This window comes from Promicromonospora soli, assembly GCF_014653785.1.
In the GTDB taxonomy this organism is placed as follows: domain Bacteria; phylum Actinomycetota; class Actinomycetes; order Actinomycetales; family Cellulomonadaceae; genus Promicromonospora; species Promicromonospora soli.
In genome coordinates this window covers 1,183,485-1,202,921 of sequence record NZ_BNAS01000001.1, presented here as the reverse complement: position 1 = coordinate 1,202,921, position 19,437 = coordinate 1,183,485, and the positions used below count along the sequence as shown (strand labels likewise).

Here is a 19,437-nt window from a genome sequence, read left to right as displayed (position 1 = left end):
CTGCCGGATCGGTAGCGTATGCGGCATGAGCCTCCCGTTCCGCCAGGTAAACGTCTTCTCCTCGGCCCCGACGGGCGGCAACCCCGTCGCCGTCGTGCACGACGCCGACGGCGTCTCCGACGACCAGATGGCCGCCTTCGCCCGGTGGACCAACCTCTCGGAGACCACGTTCCTGCTCACCCCGACGGACGCTGGGCGGGACGCCGGCGCCGACTACCGCGTGCGGATCTGGACCCCTGGCGGCGAGCTGCCGTTCGCCGGGCACCCGACGCTCGGCACAGCGCACGCGTGGCTGGAGGCGGGCGGCGAGCCCCGCGGGCAGGACGTGGTCCAGGAGTGCGGCGTGGGCCTGGTGCGCGTGCGGCGGGATGCCGTCGGCGAGGGGGAACGCCTGGCGTTCGCCGGGCCGCCCCTGGTGCGTTCGGGCGCGGTCGACGACGCCCATGCCGAGCAGATCGCGCGGTCGCTGCGCATCGACGTGTCCGACGTCGTCCGCTCGGCCTGGGTCGACAACGGCCCCGGCTGGGTGGCGGTCCAGCTACGTGACGCGGAGGCCGTGCTCGGGCTGGAGCCCGACTACCCGGCGATGGGCGACCTGAAGCTCGGTGTGGTCGGCGAGTACGGGGTCGGCGTCGTGGGCGAGTACGGGGCCGGCGAGCCGGCGGTCGAGGTGCGTGCGTTCGTACCGGCCATCGGCGTCGCGGAGGACCCGGTCACCGGCAGCCTCAACGCGGGCCTGGGCGAGTGGCTCGCCGGGGACGTGCTGCCGTCGTCGTACGTCGCGTCGCAGGGGACCGTGCTGGGTCGCAGCGGCCGCGTGCACGTCGAGAAGCTGCCCGACGGTGAGGTGTGGGTCGGCGGCGACACGATCACGACGATCGCCGGTCAGGTGAGGTTCTGATCAGCCGGCTCGCCTGACGCCCGGCTCGATGCCGACGCCGGAAACGCCTTGCGGGCGACCCTCCCGAACAGGCGCTCCAGGGGGCCTCGGCCCAGCAGCGCCCGCCACAGCGTGGCCGCCGCGAGGGTGATGAGCACCATCCACCCGAGCGGCTCGTTGGTCTCTGGTTCGAGCAGGTCCCAGTAGGTGCGGGTCCACCACCAGATGGCGGCGATCTGCAGGGAGTAGACGGTCAGCGCCAGAGCGCCGACGGCGGCCAGCGGCGTCGCGACCACCAGCACCACCCACCGCAGGACCCGTCCGAGCCACCCGGCCGGCCCGCCGCCGTCGGCGGTCCGGCCGCCCACCCCGAGGCCGACAGCGGCGCCGACCAGCAGGCACAGCCCCAGGACGCCGAGCGCGAACCCGCCGGAGCCGATGGCCTCGAACATCGTGTCGTCGTGCGGACCCTCGAGGTACAGGCCGGACACCGGCGGCCAGGGGTCGGACCAGGGCGGAGCCAGGCCGTTCTCAGACGACGTGATGGCGATCTGTCCCTCGATGGCGAGCCGGCCTCCGGCGTCGGCCACCAGGGTGGCCGAAGCGATCGAGCTCAGGGCCGCCACGCCGAACCCGCCGGCGACCAGGCCAAGGTGCACCGTCGGCGACCGCAGGTCGCAGCGTCCTATCGCCAGCCCGGCGAGCACGTACGCCATCCAGACCAGGGCGGGGTAGTGGCCCGTGAGGAGGAAGTCGGTGGCGGCGCCGGAACCGTCGTGCGGGGCCCGCAGCCCGGCCCGGGCCAGCGCCTCCGGCCCGTAGTACACGAGGACCGGCCCGACCACCGCGATGATCACCGCGATCGCCGCCAGCCGCACCGGCGGCATACGCAGGAACGGCAGGGCCAGCACGAAGTACGCGGCATAGAAGCCGAGGATGAGCAGCACCCGCGTCCCGAAGAGGTCGAGCACCGCGACCAGGGCCATCAGCAGGACGGCGCGCACGAGGATCCGGGCGCGCGCGGTGCGCATCGCCTCGCCCGTCACGGGCTTGGCGCCCCCGGTGAACAGCGCCAGGGACAGCCCCGCGACCGTCGCGAACAGGATCGACGAGCGCCCGTGCGCCAGGCTCAGCCAGCCCTCGAGCGTGCTGATGTCCCCGGAGGTCACGCCGACGTGCGCCGTGAACATCCCGAGCACGGCGACACCCCGGGCGATGTCGGCCCCGAGAACGCGGCCCGGGCCGCCGAGCAGTCTGTTGCGCACCCTGCCGATTGTCCCGCGAGAGGCCCCGCCGGCGGGCTTCCCGGTCGCCTTGTCGGCGGACGTGCCTGCGGATGTGTCGGCGGGCGCGCGGGAGGGCTGCTCGGAGGACTGGCCGGCAGGTTCTTCGAACGGCCTGTCGAACGGCTGGGCAAGCGTGGGCATGCGCGCATCCTTGCGCGTCGCCGACGCCGACGCGCGCCGGCCACGCCGTCGGCTGGGCAGCTGCACAACCCGTCCCGAAGGATGAGAACGAAGGTGTGCCGCACTGCGCGTCGCACATACAGTGCGGCCATGACCGGCAGCGGCAACGAGTTCGACATGGCCCGCACTGACACGTCGAGCCACAAGCTCAGCGACGCGTTCGGTAATACGTACAGCAACGGCGGGAACGAGGGGGCCGGCGGCGCCTCCCGAGACCGCGGCAAGCCGGCGGGGACCGACCCGATCGACGCGGTCGACGCCCCGAGCAGCCGGTCGGGCCTGAACAGCCCGGGCGCGGTGAAGGACCTGACCAAGGAGTCCGAGTCGTACACGCACGGGCACCACGAGTCCGTGCTGCGCTCCCACCGGCGACGGACGGCGGCGAACTCCGCGGCCTTCCTGCTGCCCCACCTGCTCTCCGACATGACGCTGCTCGACGTCGGCTGCGGGCCCGGCACCGTCACCGTCGACCTGGCCGAGCGGCTGACACAGGGCAGCGTCGTGGGCGTGGACGCGTCCGACGACGTCCTGGAGTCGGCGCGCGGACTCGCCGACGCGCACGGTACGAAAAACATCAGCTTCGAGCACGCCAACGCGTACGAGCTGCCGTTCGAGGACGACTCGTTCGACGTCGTCTTCGCGCACCAGCTCCTGCAGCACCTGTCCGACCCGGTGGCCGCCCTGCGCGAGATGAAGCGCGTAGCCAAGCCGGGCGGGTTCGTCGCGGTGCGCGACGCCGACTACGACGCCATGACCTGGTACCCCGAGTCTGCCGAGCTCACCGAGTGGAACATGCTGTACCACGAGGTCACGCACGCCTACGGCTTCGAGCCCGACGCCGGCCGCCGCCTCGCCTCCTGGGTGAGGGACGCCGGCTTCGACCCCGCCACGATCGAGCCCGGCGCGAGCGTCTGGTGCTACGCCACCCCCGACGACCGCACCTGGTGGGGAGGCCTGTGGGCCGAGCGCTGCACCCAGTCCAACTTCGCGGTCCAGGCCAAGGACTCGGCGCTCGCGGACGACGTAGCCCTCGAGCAGCTCGCCCAGGGCTGGCGCGAGTGGGCCGCGGCGCCGGACGGCTGGTTCGCGGTCCTGAACGGCGAGGTCCTGGCCCGCGCCTGACCCACCTTGGTTGTGGGCGCGATCGTTGCGCCTAAAACGGACGGGTAGGCGCAACGATCGCGCCCACAACGAATTGTGGGACGTAGATTGTGCTCGTGCGTATCGCGAGATTTACCACCGGAGACGACCCCCGCTTCGCCCTCGTTCAGCAGGAGGGCGACAAGACGTTCCTCGCCGTCCTGGGCGGCGACCCCCTGTACATGCCGGCCATGCCGACCGGCGAGCGCATCGAGCTGGGCGACGGCGTCCGGCTGCTCGCCCCGGTCATCCCCCGGTCGAAGGTGGTGGCGGTGGGGCGCAACTATGCCGCGCACGCCGCCGAGTTCGGCAACGACGTCCCGACGTCGCCGATGCTGTTCCTCAAGCCGAACACGTCGGTGGTCGGGCCGGACGACCCCATCGTGCTGCCCGACTGGACCATCGAGGTGGGGTACGAGGCCGAGCTGGCTGTCGTGATCGGCAAGGTGTGCAAGGACGTGTCGCCGCAGAACGCGATGGCGTACGTGCTGGGCTACACCTGCGCCAACGACGTCTCGGCGCGCGATGCGCAGAAGACGGACGGCCAGTGGGGCCGTGCCAAGGGTTTCGACACGTCGTGCCCGCTGGGGCCGTGGATCGACACGGACGTGAACCCGGAGGACGTCGGCGTGGTGTCCCGCCTGAACGGCGAGACCAAGCAGGACGGGCGGACCAGGGACCTGGTGTTCGACGTGCCGTTCCTGGTGTCGTTCGTCTCCGAGGCCATGACCCTGCTGCCGGGCGACGTGATCCTCACCGGGACCCCCGCCGGCGTCGGACTGATGGACGCGGGCGACCGGGTAGAGGTCGAGATCGAAGGCCTCGGCGTGCTCAGCAACCCGGTGGTGCGGCGGGCCTGAGGGTGACGCTGCACGACGACGCGTTGACCGTCCTTGCCGACTGGACGGCGCCTGCTGACCACCAGGAACGCCTGCGCGTTCGGTACGTCCGGCACCTCGAGGCGCACGACGACGGTGTCTGGCGGGACTGCGTGCCCGACCACATCACAGCGTCGACCCTGGTGCTGTCGCACGACGGCGAGCGGGTGCTCCTGACACTCCACGCGAAGGCCAGGCGATGGTTCCAGTTCGGCGGTCACCTCGAGATGGGCGATCGCACGCTGGCCGACGCCGCTGAGCGGGAGGTGCGCGAGGAGTCGGGGCTGCCGCTGTGGGTCGAGCGCGTGCCGGTGCATCTGGACGAGCACGAGGTGCCGTTCTGCCGGCCGGGCATGGGCGACTCGGTCCGCCCGGTACGCCACCTGGACGTACGGTTCGTGGCCGTGGCGGAGCCGGATGCCGAGCCCGTGGTCTCGGCGGAGTCCCTGGATGTGCGCTGGTGGGACGTCGACTCGCTGCCGAACCCCGAGTTGACCGAGCTGGTGGTGCTGGCCCGGACACGGTTCGCCGGGGCATGATCCGATGCATGATCACCAGACGGTCCACCGCCAAGGTGCGGGCAGGCATGCTCGATGAGTTCCGCGCCTTCATCGAGGCCGGGACAAAGGAGTTCGCGACGCTCGACGGTTTCCTGGGCGACGAGATCGTCGTCGGACCCGACACCCTCACCTACGTGAGCCGGTGGCGGGACGAGGCGGCGCTCGCGGCCTACGCCGGACCGGGCTGGCGCACCGAACCCGTGAAGTTCGAGGACGAGGACCGTTTCCTGGTCGAGCCGCTGCACGTGCGGCACGACGGGCTTCCAGGAAACTGACCAGCGACTATTCCGGGTCATCGCGGCGCGTACCAGTCACGCCGGCGGGCTCCTGGTCAGCGACCTGCGGGACCGGAGAGCGCGGAACCGTGTCGGTGCCACCGCTTAGGCTTGTCCCCGTGACGTTCCCCGCTCCTGGCAGCTCTCCCATCCGTGTCCGCTTCGCGCCGTCGCCCACCGGCATGTTCCACGTGGGCAGTGCGCGCTCCACGCTCTTCAACTGGGCCGTGGCGAAGCACGAAGGCGGCACGTTCGTGCTGCGCATCGAGGACACCGACGTCTCCCGCAACCAGCCCGAGTGGGTGGAAGGGATCCTGGCGGCGATGGAGTCGCTGGGGATCAGCACCCAGGACCCGGCGTTCGAGGGGCCGTACTTCCAGTCGCAGAACGTCGAGCTGCACCAGCAGTCGGCGCTGCGCCTGTTCGAGACGGGCGCCGCGTACTACTGCGACTGCACGCGCGATGTGCTCGTGGCGCGGACCGGCTCGCAGCACGCCGGCTACGACGGGTTCTGCCGGGACCGTGGGCTCGAGTACGCCGAGGGCCGGGCGTTGCGGTTCCGCACGCCGGACGAGGGGGAGACGCACGTCGTCGACCTGATCCGCGGCAACCCGACGTTCCCGAACGAGGCCATCGAGGACTTCGTCATCGCGCGCGGCAACGGCACGCCGGTGTTCCTGCTGGCCAACGTCGTCGACGACATGGACGAGCGCATCACGCACGTCATCCGTGGCGAGGAGCACCTGCCGAACACCCCCAAGCAGCAGCTGCTGTGGGCGGCGCTCGGCGCGGCGCCGCCCGTGTGGGCGCACCTGCCGGTGCTCGTCAACGAGAAGCGGCAGAAGCTGTCGAAGCGCCGCGACAAGGTGTCGCTCGAGTCGTTCTTCGCGGAGGGCTACCTGCCAGCCGCGATGGTGAACTACCTCATGCTGCTCGGCTGGTCGCCGGGCAACGACGAGGAGATCCTGCCGTTCGACGAGATGGTGAGCCGGTTCAAGATCGAGGACGTGAACTCCTCCCCGGCGTTCTTCGACGTCAAGAAGCTCACCGCGTTCAACGGTGAGTACATCCGGGCCCTGAGCGTGGCGGAGTTCACCGCGGCCTGCGGCCCGTGGCTCCACGGCCCGAACGCGCCGTGGAGCGAGGAGCAGTTCGACCGATCAGTGTTCGACGCCGTCGCGCCGCTCGCCCACTCCCGCGTGGCCCTGCTGTCGGAGATCACGGACAACGTCGACTTCCTCTTCCTCGACGCCCCGATCATCGACGAGGACTCCTGGAACAAGGCATTCAAGGGTGCCGCCGGCGAGCTCCTGGCCGACGTGCGCGCGGCCCTGGCCGACACGGGGCCCGCCGAGGTCGCCTGGGAGGCCGAGGCGCTCAAGGACACGGTCACCACCGTGGGCGAGGCGCACGGCATGAAGCTGGGCAAGGCGCAGGCCCCGGTCCGGGTCGCCGTGACGGGGCGCCGGATCGGCCTGCCGCTGTTCGAGTCGCTCGAGGTGCTCGGCCGGGAGCGCACGCTCGCTCGCCTCGACGCGGCGCTGGCACGCCTCGCCGAGACCGCCGCACCAGCCGTGACGCCGTCAGAGGCCGGGGTCTCCGCCGGGGTGGAGTGAGCTGTCCGAGCCGTACCGGCTGACAGCTTTCGTTCGGGTTTCGGACTAGCGTGGCGGTGTGACCGACGCCATGACGCCTGTACCAGCGCCGCCTCCCGCAGGGACCGCTCCCGCCTCGCGTGAGTACCCACAGGCCCTGCGCGGTCCGTGGCACCGGTGGTGGCGGCCGCTGCTCGGGCTGGGTGCGCTCGTGGCCGCCCTTGTCGTGCTGTTCGGGGCGATGCTGCTGTACCTCTTCGTCTTCATCGTGGCGCAGGCGGCGGGGGTGCAGCTGCTGGACCCGACGTCGGTCACCGACGCCTGGTTCGCCTCGCCGGTCGGCCTCCTCGTGACCAATCTCGGGCTCGCGCTGGGCATCCCGCTCGCGCTGGTCGCGACCTGGGCGCAGGCCAAGCGCGCCGGGCTGGTGTCGTCGGTGGTCGCGCGCGTGCGCTGGCGCCTGCTGCTCGGCGGGCTGGGTCTCGCGCTCCTGGTCCTGGTGCCGCTCACGCTGGGCAGCGACCTCGTCCTGACGCAGCTCGACCTGCCGGCCGACGACGGCTCCGGCGCAGACGGCTCGGGCGACGACGAGGGCTGGTGGCCGCTCACCCCGGCGTCCGCCTGGATGGCGCTCACCGTCGTGGTCCTGCTGACCACGCCGCTGCAGGCGGCCGGCGAGGAGTACTTCTTCCGTGGCTGGCTGTCGCAGTGGATCGGGAGCTGGCTGCGGTGGCGGTGGCTGGCCGTCGTCGTGCCAGCGGTCGTGACGGCGTTCCTGTTCGCGCTGGCGCACGGCACGCAGAGCCCGTGGCTGTTCGCCGACCGGCTGGTGTTCGGCCTGATCGCCAGCCTGCTCGTGTGGCGGACGGGCGGGCTGGAGCTCGCCGTCGCGCTGCACGTGGCGAACAACCTGCTGGCGTTCGGCCTCGCCATCGCCTACGACGGTCTGGCGGACTCGCTCCTGATCACCGAGGTGCCGCCCGTCGAGGGAGCGATCAGTATCGGCGTGACGATAGTCACGACCGCTGTGCTGCTGTGGTGGGCGCGACGCCGACGGCCGACCCGGATGGTGACCGATCCGGTGCCGGCCGCCCCCGTGCTGACGTACCAAGCGGCGTCCTACCCCGCGGCGTACCGGGCGGACGCGGGCCTGGCGTCCGGACATGCGGCCGAGGGGGACACGGCGAAGGGGGATCGAGCATGACGGTGGACGGCATCCTGTTCGATGTCGACGACACCCTCGTCGACACCAAGGGGGCCTTCGCGCGAGCGCTCGCGGCCGTGCGCGCGGAGCACCTGCCGCACGTATCGCCCGAGCGCGAGCCCGAGATCCTGTCGCACTGGCGTACCGATCCGGGCGGCTACTACCGCCGCTACACGAGCGGCGAGATGGACCACCTGACCCAGCGCCGGCACCGGGCCGCGCTGCTGCACGAGACGTTCGGCGCAGCGCCCGTTACGGAGTCGTCCTTCGAGGCGTGGGACGCGCTGTTCTGGGGCACGTTCGAGCAGTCGTGGACGGCCCACGCGGACGCCCGGGCCGCCGTCGACGCCGCGCTCGCCGCGGGGATCCGCGTCGGCGTCGTGACGAACGCCGCCACGGACCTGCAGGAGCGCAAGCTGAAGGCGGCGGGGCTCGCCGACCTGCCGGTGCTCGTCGGGGTGGAAACGCTCGGCTTCGGCAAGCCCGATCCCCGCGTGTTCCTCGAGGGTGCGCGGCGGCTGGGCACTGAACCGTCCAGGACCGCGTACGTGGGCGACGAGCCCGCCGTGGACGCACTGGCGGCCCGACAGGCGCACCTGACGGGCGTCTGGCTGGACCGGGCGGGTCACCGGCGTGGTCCGGGCTATGGGGGCCCCTCGCGGTCCGTCCCTGCGGTCCCCAGCGCCGCGCAGCCGGACGCCGTGCAGCGTGATGCCATGCAGCGTGACGCCGGGCAGGACGACCCGCAGGACCCGGACGCCTTGCGGGCGGTCGGCATCGTGGTGATCGAGACACTGGCCGAGCTCCCGGCGGCACTGGGCTACGGCCCCTCACCCAGCCCGGATTTGCCTGCGTGACGGACGGCACCCGGATCCCGTTTTGCCCACCGTCTGAGGTCAGGTAGTGTTCTCCAGCGGTAAGGCCTCCACGGAAAGCCTGTCGGAGACAGGTGTATTCCAGGCGGTCATACCCCCATGGGGTATGGTGTAATTGGCAGCACGAGTGATTCTGGTTCACTTAGTCTAGGTTCGAGTCCTGGTACCCCAGCGCAGAGCGCAGCGCACCTATAGCCGACGCGAGTTGGTCGCACGGTGCGCTACGGTTCTCACCGGCAACCGGTCCATAACCGGTAGTTCAGGCCCCCATCGTCTAGCGGCCTAGGACGCCGCCCTCTCACGGCGGTAACGCGGGTTCAAATCCCGCTGGGGGTACGCAGTCCACCGGCTTCGGTCGGCGGATTCGTTCAGGCCCCCATCGTCTAGCGGCCTAGGACGCCGCCCTCTCACGGCGGTAACGCGGGTTCAAATCCCGCTGGGGGTACAGCAGAAAGGCCTGGTCCACGTGGACCAGGCCTTTCGTCGTTGCCATGGTTCGTCAGCTGATCTTCGGGTCCTTGCCGCCCTCGATGAACGGCTTGGGCCGCACCTCGGCCGGGCCCGGGTCGGCGGTAGGACCGCCGGGCACATGCTCGCCGCCGTCGCTCGCCCGGCCGGCCGGAGTCCCGCTGCCCGACGCCGCGGGTGCCGCCGCGCTCCCGGTCTTCGACCAGGTCACACCAGTCGGGTCCCCTCTGTCCGGGATCGTGCTGTCCGGGACGGTGCCGCCCTTGATAGTGCTGTCCGGGGTCATGCTGCCCGGCGCGGCGCCGTCCCCGGTCATGCTGCCCGACCCGGCGCCTTCGCGGGCGATCGGGAGGGTGATGCGCTGCGTCGGCGGGTTGCTGCGCCGCCCGATCCGCGGCATGAGAGCGGGCGGGGCGGCCGCCTGAGACTCGACCGGTGGCGCGGCCTGCGGCCGGATGTTCGGGTTGGTCTGCGCTGCGGCCTCGGCGTCGGCGGAGTCCGGGTGGAAGAGCGTCGCGATGATGAGGCGGTACCGGGAGTCGGGCCGGGGCACCCAGGTGACCCGGTCGAGCGCCTGGTCCTGCCCGGCGGTCTCCAGGATGAAGGTGCCGTAGCCGAGCAGCTGGCCGAGCGGTGTGCGCTCGTACCCGAGGTCCGTCACCTTCTCGGACGGCATCATCGCCACCCGGTGCACCAGGAACCCGGAGAGCAGCAGGAGCCGGCGGTCGGTCATGACGAACCACTGGGCCCGCCACTCCAGCCACTTGTACAGCAGGCGCGCGCCCAGGACGAGGAACGGCAGCCACAGCCATGCCAGCTCGTCCCGGACACTGGGCTCTACCGCGGCGAGGACCGACACGACCAGCACGAACGAACCTGCTGTTGTCAGAATCGGCTCCCACAGCATGGCCCAGTGCCGGTGCGTGGCGATGATGATCTTCTCGTTCGCGAGGATGTATCGCTGCAGGGCGCGGCTGCGGATGACGAAGTCCGCGGTGGCGCTCATGCGGGTCTCCCCGGGGTGCGTCGGATGGATTCGATGGTTCGGGCTGCTGGATCGAACCGCTGGATCCGGCCCCATGGGCCTGGTCCGATCGTCGGGCCCCGCCGTCGACCCTACGTGGTCAGCGGCCGATGGACCCGGTGAAGAGCTCCTCGAAGAATTTGCCGATGTTCGCGATGGCTCCCCAGATGACGTCCCAGAGGGCAAGCACGACGTCGGCGGAGCGCTCGGGGTCGTTGATGACCGAATACAGCAAGAAGATCACCACGAGCCAGATGATGATGAGCCTCACCTTGGGGGGCATCAGATACCTCACGACGTAGGAGCGTGCGCCCCTGATGTGCACACGTCTCGCGAAAGGGTACTTACTCGACATGGACCAGGGGAATGACCTGGCCCGGCGTGGCGACCCAACACTCACCGACCGCTCACCGACTGCACACCGTGTGCGCACCGGTTCGGGTCTCGGGCGCGCCTCGACGGGCGCCCGAGCGAGCGCTACCTGCAGAGCTGGCTCAGCGGGGTCGCTACTCGCCGGACCGGTGCAGCACCTCGGTGAGCTTGTTCGCAGCGGCGACGACGGCGGCCGAGTGCAGCCGGCCGGGCTGCCGGGAGAGACGCTCCACGGGCCCGGACACGCTGACGGCGGCCACGACCCGGCCGGATGGGCCACGAACCGGGGCTGAGACCGATGCCACACCGAGCTCACGTTCTGAGACGGACTGGGCCCAGCCTCGGCGTCGGACACCGGAAAGGATGGTGGCCGTGAACGTCGCGTCGCGTAGGCCACGGTGCAACCGGTCCGGCTCCTCCCAGGCGAGCAGCACATGGGCCGCGGATCCGGCGCTCATGCTGAGCGTCGCACCCACGGGTATGGAGTCGCGCAGGCCGACCGGGCGTTCGGCGGCGGCGACGCAAACGCGGTGGTCACCCTGCCGGCGGTAGAGCTGGGCGCTCTCGCCCGTGTGGTCGCGAAGCGCGATGAGGACCGGGTTCGCAGCCGCCAGCAGGCGGTCCTCACCGGCGGCCGTGGCCAGCTCGTTGAGGCGCGGACCCAGCACAAAACGGCCCTGCATGTCTCGGGCCACGAGACGGTGGTGCTCGAGTGCCACGGCCAGTCGGTGCGCCGTCGGGCGAGCCAGGCCAGTCGAGGAGACGAGCTGCGCCAGGGTGGCCGGGCCGGCCTCGAGTGCCCCGAGGACGGACGCCGCCTTGTCCAAGACGCCGACTCCGCTAGTATCGTCCATACCGCGATATTGCCGTCTCGGAACGTGAGATTGCAAGTCGGGACCCAAAGTTGTTCCTGAAGAGGTAGTTTTCTTAAGAGGGAGGCGAACCGCAATGGCCGGCACGCTGGCGGAGAAGGTCTGGGAAGCGCACCTGGTGCGCCGAGGCGAGGGAGGCTCGCCTGATCTTCTCTACATCGACCTGCACCTAGTGCATGAGGTCACGAGCCCCCAGGCGTTCGAGGGGCTGCGCCTCGCCGGACGGCAGGTGCGGCGACCCGACCTCACGATCGCTACCGAGGACCACAACACCCCAACGCTCGACATCGATCGGCCGATCGCCGACGCGACGAGCCGCACGCAGATCGAGACGCTGCGGGCCAACGCCAAGGAGTTCGGCGTCCGCCTGCACAGCCTCGGTGACGCCGACCAGGGCATCGTCCACCAGGTGGGACCGCAGCTCGGGCTCACGATGCCCGGCCTCACGGTCGTGTGCGGCGACTCGCACACCTCCACGCACGGTGCGTTCGGCGCGCTCGCGTTCGGTATCGGCACGTCCGAGGTGGAGCACGTGCTCGCCACGCAGACGCTGCCGCTCGCTCCGTTCAAGACGATGGCGATCACGGTGGACGGGACGCTGCCCGCTGGCGCCACCTCCAAGGACATCATCCTGGCGATCATCGCCAAGATCGGCACCGGCGGCGGTCAGGGCTACGTGCTCGAGTACCGCGGCGAGGCCATCCGCGCTCTCTCCATGGAAGCCCGGATGACCATCTGCAACATGTCGATCGAGGCCGGCGCCCGCGCCGGCATGATCGCGCCGGACGAGACCACGTTCGAGTACCTCAAGGGCCGCCCGCACGCGCCCGAGGGCGCGGACTGGGACGCGGCCGTGGAGTACTGGAAGACCCTGCGGTCCGACGACGACGCGGAGTTCGACGCCGAGGTTGTGCTCGAGGCGTCCGACCTCGAGCCGTTCGTCACCTGGGGCACGAACCCGGGTCAGGGCCTGCCGCTGTCGGCGTCCGTGCCGGTACCGGCGGACATCGCCGACGAGGGCGAGCGCGAGACTGCGGCGAAGGCCCTGGAGTACATGGGCCTGGAGCCCGGCATCCCGCTGCGCGACATCCATGTCGACACGGTGTTCATCGGCTCCTGCACCAACGGTCGGATCGAGGACCTGCGGTCCGTCGCGAAGGTCGTCAAGGGCCGCCAGAAGGCCGACTCCGTGCGGGTCCTGGTGGTCCCGTCGTCGGCTCGCGTGCGGCTGCAGGCCGAGGCCGAGGGCCTCGACGTGATCTTCAAGGACTTTGGCGCCGAGTGGCGCAACGCCGGTTGCTCGATGTGTCTCGGTATGAACCCGGACCAGCTCGCGCCGGGGGAGCGGTCGGCCTCGACGTCGAACCGCAACTTCGAGGGGCGGCAGGGCAAGGGCGGGCGCACCCACCTGGTATCGCCGCTGGTCGCCGCGGCGACGGCGATCCGGGGCACGCTGTCCAGCGTCAGCGACCTGGACCTGCCCGAAGAAATCGACCTGACCACGTTCGACGGCACGCCGCTCGACGGCGTGGGCGCCTCCCCGCTGGGCGAGTTCGTCACCGACCTGCCCATGCCGATCGCGAGCCGGCCCGTGGGCCAGCCCGCGCTGCGCTGAGAGGACCCTGACCATGGAGAAGATCCACACCCACACCGGCGTCGGCGTGCCGCTGCGGCGCAGCAACGTCGACACCGACCAGATCATCCCCGCCGTGTACCTCAAGCGGGTCACGCGCACCGGGTTCGAGGACGCGCTGTTCGCGGCATGGCGGGGCGACCCGTCGTTCGTGCTGAACCAGGAGGCGTACTCGAAGGGGTCCGTGCTCGTGGCCGGGCCGGACTTCGGCACGGGGTCCTCGCGTGAGCACGCCGTCTGGGCGCTCAAGGACTACGGCTTCCGCGTAGTGCTGTCCTCCCGGTTCGCCGACATCTTCCGCGGCAACTCGGGCAAGCAGGGACTCGTCGCGGGCGTCGTCTCGCCCGAGGACATCGAGATCCTGTGGAAGATCCTCGAGACCAAGCCGGGCACCGAGGTGACCGTCGACCTCGAGGCCAAGACCGCCACGGCGGACGACGTCACCGTGCCCTTCCAGATCGACGACTACACACGGTGGCGTCTCATGGAGGGGCTCGACGACATCGGCCTCACCCTGCAGCAGGCCGACGCGATCGCCGCTTTCGAGGAGACCCGGGAGCCGTGGCGCCCGAAGACCCTGCCGGCCAAGCACCTGCCGTCGATCGAGATCGAGGCGGCCCGCCCGGTCTGATCTTCGCGGTCTGACCTTCGGTGGTCGAGCCTGCCTTCGGTGGTCGAGCCTGCCTTCGGTGGTCGAGCCTGCCTTCGGTGGTCGAGCCTGTCGAGACNNCGACCCTGCTACAGGCTGGGTGGTCCCTGGCGCACCTTCTCCAGGAGCATCTCCGGGGTCACCGCGGCCGGGTCCCACCAGGAGTCGATCCACCAGGTTGCGCCGGCGTCCGCCATGGCCCGCGCCTGGTCGGCGGCCTCGGCCGGGTCGGTCGAAAGCTTCCCCTGCGCGACGACGTCGAACGGGCCGTCGGACGCCCGCTCCAGGTTGTCGCGGTGCTTCGCGAGCCACTCCGTCAGGCCGGCGATGGCGTCCGGGAGCGGTTCGTCGGAGGTGCCGCGCTGCTGCGGAACAATCCCGTCCCAGCGCAGCGCGCGCCTGAGGTTCTTGGCCGGCGGGTTCTCGGCGTCCCACACACCGACGGGCCATACCGGGATGTGCCCGTTCACGGGTGGTGTGGGGAAGTGGAGCTCGCCCGTGCTCAGGCGCGTGCCCTGGAACTCGAACGGCTCTCCCTTCCAGGACTCGGCGAGGAAGGTCAGCACGTCGTCCAGGAGCTCTGCCCGTTCGCGCAGCTCGGTGGGTTGGCCGGGCACCGACGTGAACGCCTGGTCGATCGTCACACCGACGCCCACGGGAAGCACCAGGCGCCCGCCGGACAGATGGTCGACGGTGAGCGCGCGCTGAGCGAACTCCCACGGCCGGTGCCGGGGTACCGCGAAGACCATGGCGCCCAGCGTGATCCGTTCGGTGACGGCCGCTACCGCGCACAGCAGGCCGAACGGGTCCCAGGTGGCCGAGGGCCACTCGCTGCCCATGCTGATCGCGTCCCACGTGAAGTAGCCGTCCCAGCCGTGCTTCTCGCACTCCTGCGCGAGAACCAGCTGCTGCGCGGGCGTTCCGAAACTGCCGATGAACCCGAACTTCATCGTTCCCCTCCCGTTGCGTCCGACCGTCTTGCGTCGACCGTCCTCGCGTCCAGCGTCGGCGCGTCCATGACCGACCTCCGTCACGCTACGCCGGGACTCTGACATCGGCGCCGACACCTACCCTGTCCTCGCGCGCCGATAGGGTTGCCCGGTGACGCAGATGCAGCCCGTGGTGGAGATGTGGACCGATGGCGCCTGCAAGGGCAACCCGGGGCTCGGCGGATGGGGTGCGCTCCTGAAGGCGGGGGAGCACAGCAAGGAGCTGTTCGGCGGGGAGAAGCTCACCACGAACAACCGCATGGAGCTCACAGCGGTGGTCGAGGCCCTGCGGGCGCTCAAGCAGCCGAGCGAGGTCACCATCCACGTGGACTCGTCCTACGTGATGAACGGCATGAAGACCTGGATCGTGGGCTGGAAGCGCAACGGGTGGAAGACCGCGAGCAAGCAGCCAGTGAAGAACGTCGACCTGTGGCAGGCCCTCGACGCCGAGGTCGCCAAGCACACGGTGCGCTGGGTCTGGGTCAAGGGCCACGCGGGCGACCCGGGCAACGAAGCGGCGGACGCGCTGGCCAACAAGGGCGTCGACAGCGTCCGCTGAGAGCGCCGGACGCGCCGTCTCGGGTGTCGTAGCGACAACGAGACCGATGTCACGTCACCACGATTCGCGCACCCTAATACCCTTGACCCATGGCTTCCCACTACGACGTCGTACTCCTCGGTGCGGGCCCCGGCGGCTACGTCGCCGCCATCCGCGCTGCCCAGCTCGGTAAGTCCGTTGCGATCATCGAGGAGAAGTACTGGGGCGGTGTCTGCCTCAACGTGGGCTGCATCCCCTCGAAGGCCTTGCTCCGCAACGCTGAGCTGGCCCACATCTTCACTCACCAGAAGGACTTCTTCGGCATGGCCGGAGACGTCACGTTCGACTACGGGAAGGCCTGGGACCGCTCGCGCACGGTCGCGGACGGGCGCGTCAAGGGCGTGCACTTCCTGATGAAGAAGAACAAGATCGCGGAGCTCGACGGCCGCGGAACGTTCCGCGACGCGAACACCATCGAGGTGGCCCTCAACAAGGGCGGCACCGAGACCGTGACCTTCGACAACGCGATCATCGCCACGGGCTCCGAGGTGCGCCTGCTCCCCGGCGTCGAGCTGTCCTCGAACGTGGTCACCTACGAGGAGCAGATCCTCACGCGCGACCTGCCCAAGTCGATAGCGATCGTCGGCGCCGGCGCCATCGGCGTGGAGTTCGCCTACGTCCTGAAGAACTACGGCGTGGACGTAACGGTCATCGAGTTCCTCGACCGTGCGCTGCCGAACGAGGACGCGGACGTCTCCAAGGAGATCGCCAAGCAGTACAAGAAGATCGGCATCAAGGTGCTGACCTCCACGGCCGTCCAGACGGTCAAGGACGACGGGGCGTCCGTCACCGTCTCCTACAAGGGCGTCAAGGACGACAAGCCGGGCGAGCTCGTGGTGGACAAGGTCCTCATGGCCGTCGGCTTCGCGCCCAACGTCAGCGGGTTCGGGCTCGAGAGCACGGGCGTGCAGCTCACCGACCGCGGCGCGATCGCCATCGACGACTACATGCGCACCAGCGTGCCGCACATCTATGCCATCGGTGACGTCACCGCCAAGCTCATGCTGGCGCACGTCGCGGAGGCGCAGGGCGTCGTCGCGGCCGAGACCATCGCCGGGGCCGAGACCCAGACGCTGGGCGACTACCGCAATATGCCGCGCGCCACGTTCTGCTCCCCGCAGGTCGCGTCGTTCGGCCTCACGGAGCAGCAGGCCAAGGACGAGGGCTACGACGTGAAGGTCGCGTCGTTCCCCTTCATGGCGAACGGCAAGGCACACGGCCTGGGCGACCCGACCGGCTTCGTCAAGCTGGTCGCCGACGCCAAGTACAACGAGATCCTCGGCGCCCACATGATCGGCCCGGACGTCTCGGAGCTCCTGCCCGAGCTGACGCTGGCGCAGAAGTGGGACCTCACCGCCGACGAGATGGCGCGCAACGTGCACACGCACCCGACGCTGTCGGAGGCGCTGCAGGAGTCGATCCACGGTATTACCGGGCACATGATCAACTTTTAGTCGATCCCTCGGCCGCCCTTGGGCGGCCGGCCTGGTCAGAGGCCCGGATCCGCGGAATTCCGCGAATCCGGGCCTCTTCGCGTCCCGGGGTGTCGTGGACATTACTCGGGGACCTGGCGACCTCAGTCGGCTATGTCGCCGTAGATGATGCCGCGGCCGTTGGTGGTGAGGTAGACGCGGCCGTAGATCCACGGGTCGCCGGTGATGGCGGAGCCCGAGTAGGCCCACTGGTGGTCGTCGTCGTCGATGCGGATCCAGCGGTTCCCGCCGTCGGTCGAGCGGTAGATCGCGGCCTTGCCGCCGATCCGCGCGGAGCTGTAGATCGCCGGGTAACCGGACTTCTTGGACGCCTTGCCGAAGCCGACCGACTCCGCCGTGTCGAACTCGGCGATGCGCTTCCAGGTGGCGCCGCCGTCCTTGGAGCGCCACATGCCGCCCGCGATGTCCTTCTTGGTGTCGCCGCGCCCAGCCAGCCAGATGTGGTTCTTGTGGCCGGGGACGGCCCGGAAGTCGTCGACGCCCGCGGTCGGCAGGCCTGTCGCCCCGGTGTCGGTGAACGTCGCGCCGCCGTCGGTGCTGCGGTAGAACGTGCCGCCGGCGGACGAGTAGAGGACCGACGGGTTGACGCGGTCGGACCGGACCTTCGCGCCCGCCGGGAGCCCCTGGACTGGGTCCCACGTCTCGCCCAGGTCGGTGCTGTACACCGGGGTGACCTCGGTGTTGTTCGGCGACCAGACGATCGCGGACGCGTCGGCGGTGATCGCGACGGTGCCGCCATGGCCGTCGCCGGGCACGCCCTCGACGCGCGACGCGTTCCGCCAGCTCTTGCCGCGGTCGGTGGAGACGCCGACGTGGCCCTTCTCGTTGCCGTGCACGTTGCCGGTGCCGACGATGATGTCCGGGTTGGACTGGGCGAAGTCGACGCTGGTGCCCGTGGACCAGCCGGTGTTGATCATCGGCTCGGCCCGGCCGAGGTCGGTGTGGACGAAGCCGCCGACGTCGCCGACGGCGGAGACGAGCGTGCCGCCGAGCGCCGCGAGGTCGAGGGATGCGGTCTCCTCAACGCCTTCGGCGCGCACGCCGACCGTGAACTTCTCGATCGACAGGGCGACGCGCTGACCGGCTTCGTCCTCGCCGATGAGCTCGCCTTGGTTGTCCCACCGGGTCAGTTCCTCGGTGCCCCAGATGGAGGCGCCGGTGCCCCACATGATGCGGTCGGAGTTGTGCGGGTCGATCGCGAAGGCCTCGATCATCCACCCGTGCTTGACCGCGTACTGCGGGCCCTGGTCCTCGCCGTTCCAGGACAGCCACGGGGATCCCGAGCTGTCCATGACGAACCGGTCGGTGCGGTCCTGGCCTTCGGCGTAGTCCCAGCTGAGCGACCAGGTCTGTCCCGAGTCGGTTGAGCGGTACAGGATCTCGTCGGGCCACCAGTTGTTGCACGTGGAGGCCATGAGCGTGCCGGGGTTCTGGCGGTCGACGGTGAGCCCGCCGAAGCCCGGGATCACACCTCTCGGGCTGTACCCGGGGGTGACGTCGGCCCATTCGCCGGTCTGGGTGGCCAGGCGCCAGATCTGGCCGCCGTTGCCCGAGCTGGGCGCGCCGTTGTAAGGGCCGGGGTCATGGCTGGTGATGACGTACAGGTAGCCGTTGGTGTTGTCCACGGCGGACTGCTTGGGGATGGTGCGGTTGCCGTCGACGACGCCGATCGCCTCCGCGGCACCGGGCACGGGCTGCCAGGTCGCGCCGCCGTCCTCGGAGACGTAGAGCGGGTCGTCCGGGTCGGCCACACCGACGTAGATCTTGCCGCCGATCTGGTCGAAGTCGATCCAGATCACGCCCTGGTTGTCGGCGAGGTAGGTGTTCGAGGGGTCGACGACGAAGTTGCCAGGGTTCGGGAACTCCTCGACACGCGCCCAGGTGCGACCGTAGTCGCGCGAGCGCCACAATCCGTTGCCGTTCGGGGTGCCGAGGTACAGCTCGGCGTTGTCGGCCGGGTTGACGACAAGGCGCTCGCCCATGCCGCGGCCGGGCATGTTGCCGCCCTGCTTGAACGGGAGCTCGGCGATGCCCCACGTGTCGCCCTTGTCGTCGGAGTAGAGCACGGCGCCGTTGTTGGGGTCCCAGTCGATGGTGTAGGTGCCGACGGCGGCGTAGACGCGGTTGGTCTCGACCGGGTCGCTGGCCACGGAGACGACCCCGGCGTAGCCCCACTTGTCGCGGCCGACCCAGTCCAGGAGCGGCTTCCAGGTCCGGGAGTCCTCCTGCCAGCGGTAGCAGCCGCCGATGTCGGTGCGGGCGTAGATGAGGTTCGGCTCGGTCTCGTTGAAGACGATGCCGGGCACGAAGCCGCCGCCGTTGACGACGGCGTTCTTCCAGGTGTAGGCGCCCGCATCGTGCGCGTGGGCGTTGGCCTGTGCCGGCGTTTGCGGGAGGCCGACCGCGACAGCGGCCGCGCCGACTGACGCGAGAAAGGTGCGTCGTTTCATGATGCTCTCCTTGGGT

Annotated in this window: 18 protein-coding genes and 3 tRNA genes; 15 read left to right on the top strand and 6 right to left on the bottom strand. The window is 70.2% G+C overall.

The annotated features are described in order from the left end of the window. The first annotated feature begins 25 nt into the window (after positions 1–25). Complete coding sequence (locus IE250_RS05475; protein WP_189668178.1) at positions 26–901, top strand: PhzF family phenazine biosynthesis protein; 876 nt, start codon at positions 26–28, stop codon at positions 899–901. On the opposite strand, the gene IE250_RS05470 is transcribed toward IE250_RS05475, so the two are convergent. After that, the gene (locus tag IE250_RS05470) at positions 886–2,307 is read right to left on the bottom strand and encodes a heparan-alpha-glucosaminide N-acetyltransferase domain-containing protein (protein WP_189668177.1); all 1,422 of its coding nucleotides are present in this window, start codon (positions 2,305–2,307) and stop codon (positions 886–888) included. The genes IE250_RS05475 and IE250_RS05470 overlap by 16 nt on opposite strands. 345 nt (positions 2,308–2,652) lie before the next feature. Here IE250_RS05470 and IE250_RS05465 point away from each other — a divergent pair, with 345 nt between their 5' ends. The 10 genes from IE250_RS05465 to IE250_RS05420 all read left to right on the top strand — a co-directional run bounded on the left by IE250_RS05465 (position 2,653) and on the right by IE250_RS05420 (position 9,318). Continuing rightward, a complete protein-coding gene (locus tag IE250_RS05465; protein ID WP_189668361.1) occupies positions 2,653–3,468 on the top strand; it encodes a class I SAM-dependent methyltransferase in 816 nt (271 codons plus the stop codon). 95 nt (positions 3,469–3,563) lie between these two features. Then, positions 3,564–4,346 carry a fumarylacetoacetate hydrolase family protein gene (locus tag IE250_RS05460; RefSeq protein ID WP_189668176.1) on the top strand — a complete coding sequence of 261 codons (783 nt, stop codon included), beginning with the start codon at positions 3,564–3,566 and terminating at the stop codon, positions 4,344–4,346. A 2-nt stretch (positions 4,347–4,348) separates the two neighbouring features. After that, a complete protein-coding gene (locus IE250_RS05455; protein ID WP_189668175.1) occupies positions 4,349–4,903 on the top strand; it encodes an NUDIX hydrolase in 555 nt (184 codons plus the stop codon). Positions 4,904–4,911: 8 nt separating this feature from the next. Next, on the top strand, positions 4,912–5,199 hold the full coding sequence (locus tag IE250_RS05450) for an antibiotic biosynthesis monooxygenase (protein ID WP_189668174.1): 288 nt from the start codon (positions 4,912–4,914) through the stop codon (positions 5,197–5,199). Positions 5,200–5,318: 119 nt separating this feature from the next. After that, positions 5,319–6,815 (top strand): glutamate--tRNA ligase, encoded by a 1,497-nt coding sequence (gene gltX, locus IE250_RS05445; protein WP_189668173.1) that lies wholly within the window; start codon positions 5,319–5,321, stop codon positions 6,813–6,815. Between the two features lie 58 nt (positions 6,816–6,873). Beyond that, on the top strand, positions 6,874–7,998 hold the full coding sequence (locus IE250_RS05440; protein WP_189668172.1) for a CPBP family intramembrane glutamic endopeptidase: 1,125 nt from the start codon (positions 6,874–6,876) through the stop codon (positions 7,996–7,998). Continuing rightward, a complete protein-coding gene (locus IE250_RS05435) occupies positions 7,995–8,855 on the top strand; it encodes an HAD family hydrolase (protein WP_189668171.1) in 861 nt (286 codons plus the stop codon). Before IE250_RS05440 ends, IE250_RS05435 begins: the two co-directional genes overlap by 4 nt. Positions 8,856–8,973: 118 nt before the next feature. Continuing rightward, positions 8,974–9,045 (top strand) — tRNA-Gln (locus IE250_RS05430). A 91-nt stretch (positions 9,046–9,136) separates the two neighbouring features. After that, positions 9,137–9,209: transfer RNA gene (locus IE250_RS05425), tRNA-Glu, on the top strand. A gap of 36 nt (positions 9,210–9,245) precedes the next feature. Then, positions 9,246–9,318: transfer RNA gene (locus IE250_RS05420), tRNA-Glu, on the top strand. Positions 9,319–9,372: 54 nt separating this feature from the next. Here the strand turns inward: IE250_RS05420 and IE250_RS05415 are convergent. The 3 genes from IE250_RS05415 to IE250_RS05405 form a co-directional block, all read right to left on the bottom strand. Beyond that, on the bottom strand, positions 9,373–10,347 hold the full coding sequence (locus tag IE250_RS05415) for a PH domain-containing protein (protein ID WP_189668170.1): 975 nt from the start codon (positions 10,345–10,347) through the stop codon (positions 9,373–9,375). A gap of 118 nt (positions 10,348–10,465) precedes the next feature. After that, on the bottom strand, positions 10,466–10,648 hold the full coding sequence (locus IE250_RS05410; protein WP_189668377.1) for a hypothetical protein: 183 nt from the start codon (positions 10,646–10,648) through the stop codon (positions 10,466–10,468). A 223-nt stretch (positions 10,649–10,871) separates the two neighbouring features. Beyond that, the gene (locus tag IE250_RS05405) at positions 10,872–11,591 is read right to left on the bottom strand and encodes an IclR family transcriptional regulator (protein ID WP_026365378.1); all 720 of its coding nucleotides are present in this window, start codon (positions 11,589–11,591) and stop codon (positions 10,872–10,874) included. Positions 11,592–11,685: 94 nt separating this feature from the next. Here IE250_RS05405 and leuC point away from each other — a divergent pair, with 94 nt between their 5' ends. Together leuC and leuD are read left to right on the top strand one after the other, a co-directional pair. Then, positions 11,686–13,224, top strand: coding sequence for a 3-isopropylmalate dehydratase large subunit (gene leuC / locus IE250_RS05400; RefSeq protein WP_189668169.1), 1,539 nt, complete (start codon positions 11,686–11,688; stop codon positions 13,222–13,224). Positions 13,225–13,237: 13 nt separating this feature from the next. Next, on the top strand, positions 13,238–13,873 hold the full coding sequence (leuD, locus tag IE250_RS05395) for a 3-isopropylmalate dehydratase small subunit (protein ID WP_189668168.1): 636 nt from the start codon (positions 13,238–13,240) through the stop codon (positions 13,871–13,873). Positions 13,874–13,980: 107 nt separating this feature from the next. Here the strand turns inward: leuD and IE250_RS05390 are convergent, their stop codons facing one another. Continuing rightward, the gene (locus tag IE250_RS05390; protein ID WP_189668167.1) at positions 13,981–14,841 is read right to left on the bottom strand and encodes an LLM class flavin-dependent oxidoreductase; all 861 of its coding nucleotides are present in this window, start codon (positions 14,839–14,841) and stop codon (positions 13,981–13,983) included. Between the two features lie 160 nt (positions 14,842–15,001). Here IE250_RS05390 and rnhA point away from each other — a divergent pair, with 160 nt between their 5' ends. Both rnhA and lpdA read left to right on the top strand, forming a co-directional pair. Then, entirely contained in the window at positions 15,002–15,439 is a 438-nt protein-coding gene (gene rnhA, locus IE250_RS05385; protein WP_189668360.1) for a ribonuclease HI, read from the top strand. Between the two features lie 89 nt (positions 15,440–15,528). Continuing rightward, positions 15,529–16,932, top strand: a complete 1,404-nt coding sequence (gene lpdA, locus IE250_RS05380) for a dihydrolipoyl dehydrogenase (RefSeq protein WP_189668166.1) — start codon at positions 15,529–15,531, stop codon at positions 16,930–16,932. Positions 16,933–17,054: 122 nt separating this feature from the next. On the opposite strand, the gene IE250_RS05375 is transcribed toward lpdA, so the two are convergent. After that, on the bottom strand, positions 17,055–19,421 hold the full coding sequence (locus tag IE250_RS05375) for a sialidase family protein (RefSeq protein ID WP_189668165.1): 2,367 nt from the start codon (positions 19,419–19,421) through the stop codon (positions 17,055–17,057). Positions 19,422–19,437 lie beyond the last annotated feature (16 nt).

Bases quoted from the DNA above. Each gene is read 5' to 3' on its own strand.
- IE250_RS05475 (WP_189668178.1), top strand. From the start codon at position 26: ATGAGCCTCCCGTTCCGCCAGGTAAACGTCTTCTCCTCGGCCCCGACG.
- IE250_RS05405 (WP_026365378.1), bottom strand. From the start codon at position 11,591: ATGGACGATACTAGCGGAGTCGGCGTCTTGGACAAGGCGGCGTCCGTC.
- leuD (WP_189668168.1), top strand. From the start codon at position 13,238: ATGGAGAAGATCCACACCCACACCGGCGTCGGCGTGCCGCTGCGGCGC.
- IE250_RS05435 (WP_189668171.1), top strand. From the start codon at position 7,995: ATGACGGTGGACGGCATCCTGTTCGATGTCGACGACACCCTCGTCGAC.
- IE250_RS05375 (WP_189668165.1), bottom strand. From the start codon at position 19,421: ATGAAACGACGCACCTTTCTCGCGTCAGTCGGCGCGGCCGCTGTCGCG.
- IE250_RS05415 (WP_189668170.1), bottom strand. From the start codon at position 10,347: ATGAGCGCCACCGCGGACTTCGTCATCCGCAGCCGCGCCCTGCAGCGA.
- IE250_RS05470 (WP_189668177.1), bottom strand. From the start codon at position 2,307: ATGCCCACGCTTGCCCAGCCGTTCGACAGGCCGTTCGAAGAACCTGCC.
- IE250_RS05390 (WP_189668167.1), bottom strand. From the start codon at position 14,841: ATGAAGTTCGGGTTCATCGGCAGTTTCGGAACGCCCGCGCAGCAGCTG.
- IE250_RS05410 (WP_189668377.1), bottom strand. From the start codon at position 10,648: ATGCCCCCCAAGGTGAGGCTCATCATCATCTGGCTCGTGGTGATCTTC.
- IE250_RS05450 (WP_189668174.1), top strand. From the start codon at position 4,912: ATGATCACCAGACGGTCCACCGCCAAGGTGCGGGCAGGCATGCTCGAT.
- leuC (WP_189668169.1), top strand. From the start codon at position 11,686: ATGGCCGGCACGCTGGCGGAGAAGGTCTGGGAAGCGCACCTGGTGCGC.
- rnhA (WP_189668360.1), top strand. From the start codon at position 15,002: ATGCAGCCCGTGGTGGAGATGTGGACCGATGGCGCCTGCAAGGGCAAC.
- lpdA (WP_189668166.1), top strand. From the start codon at position 15,529: ATGGCTTCCCACTACGACGTCGTACTCCTCGGTGCGGGCCCCGGCGGC.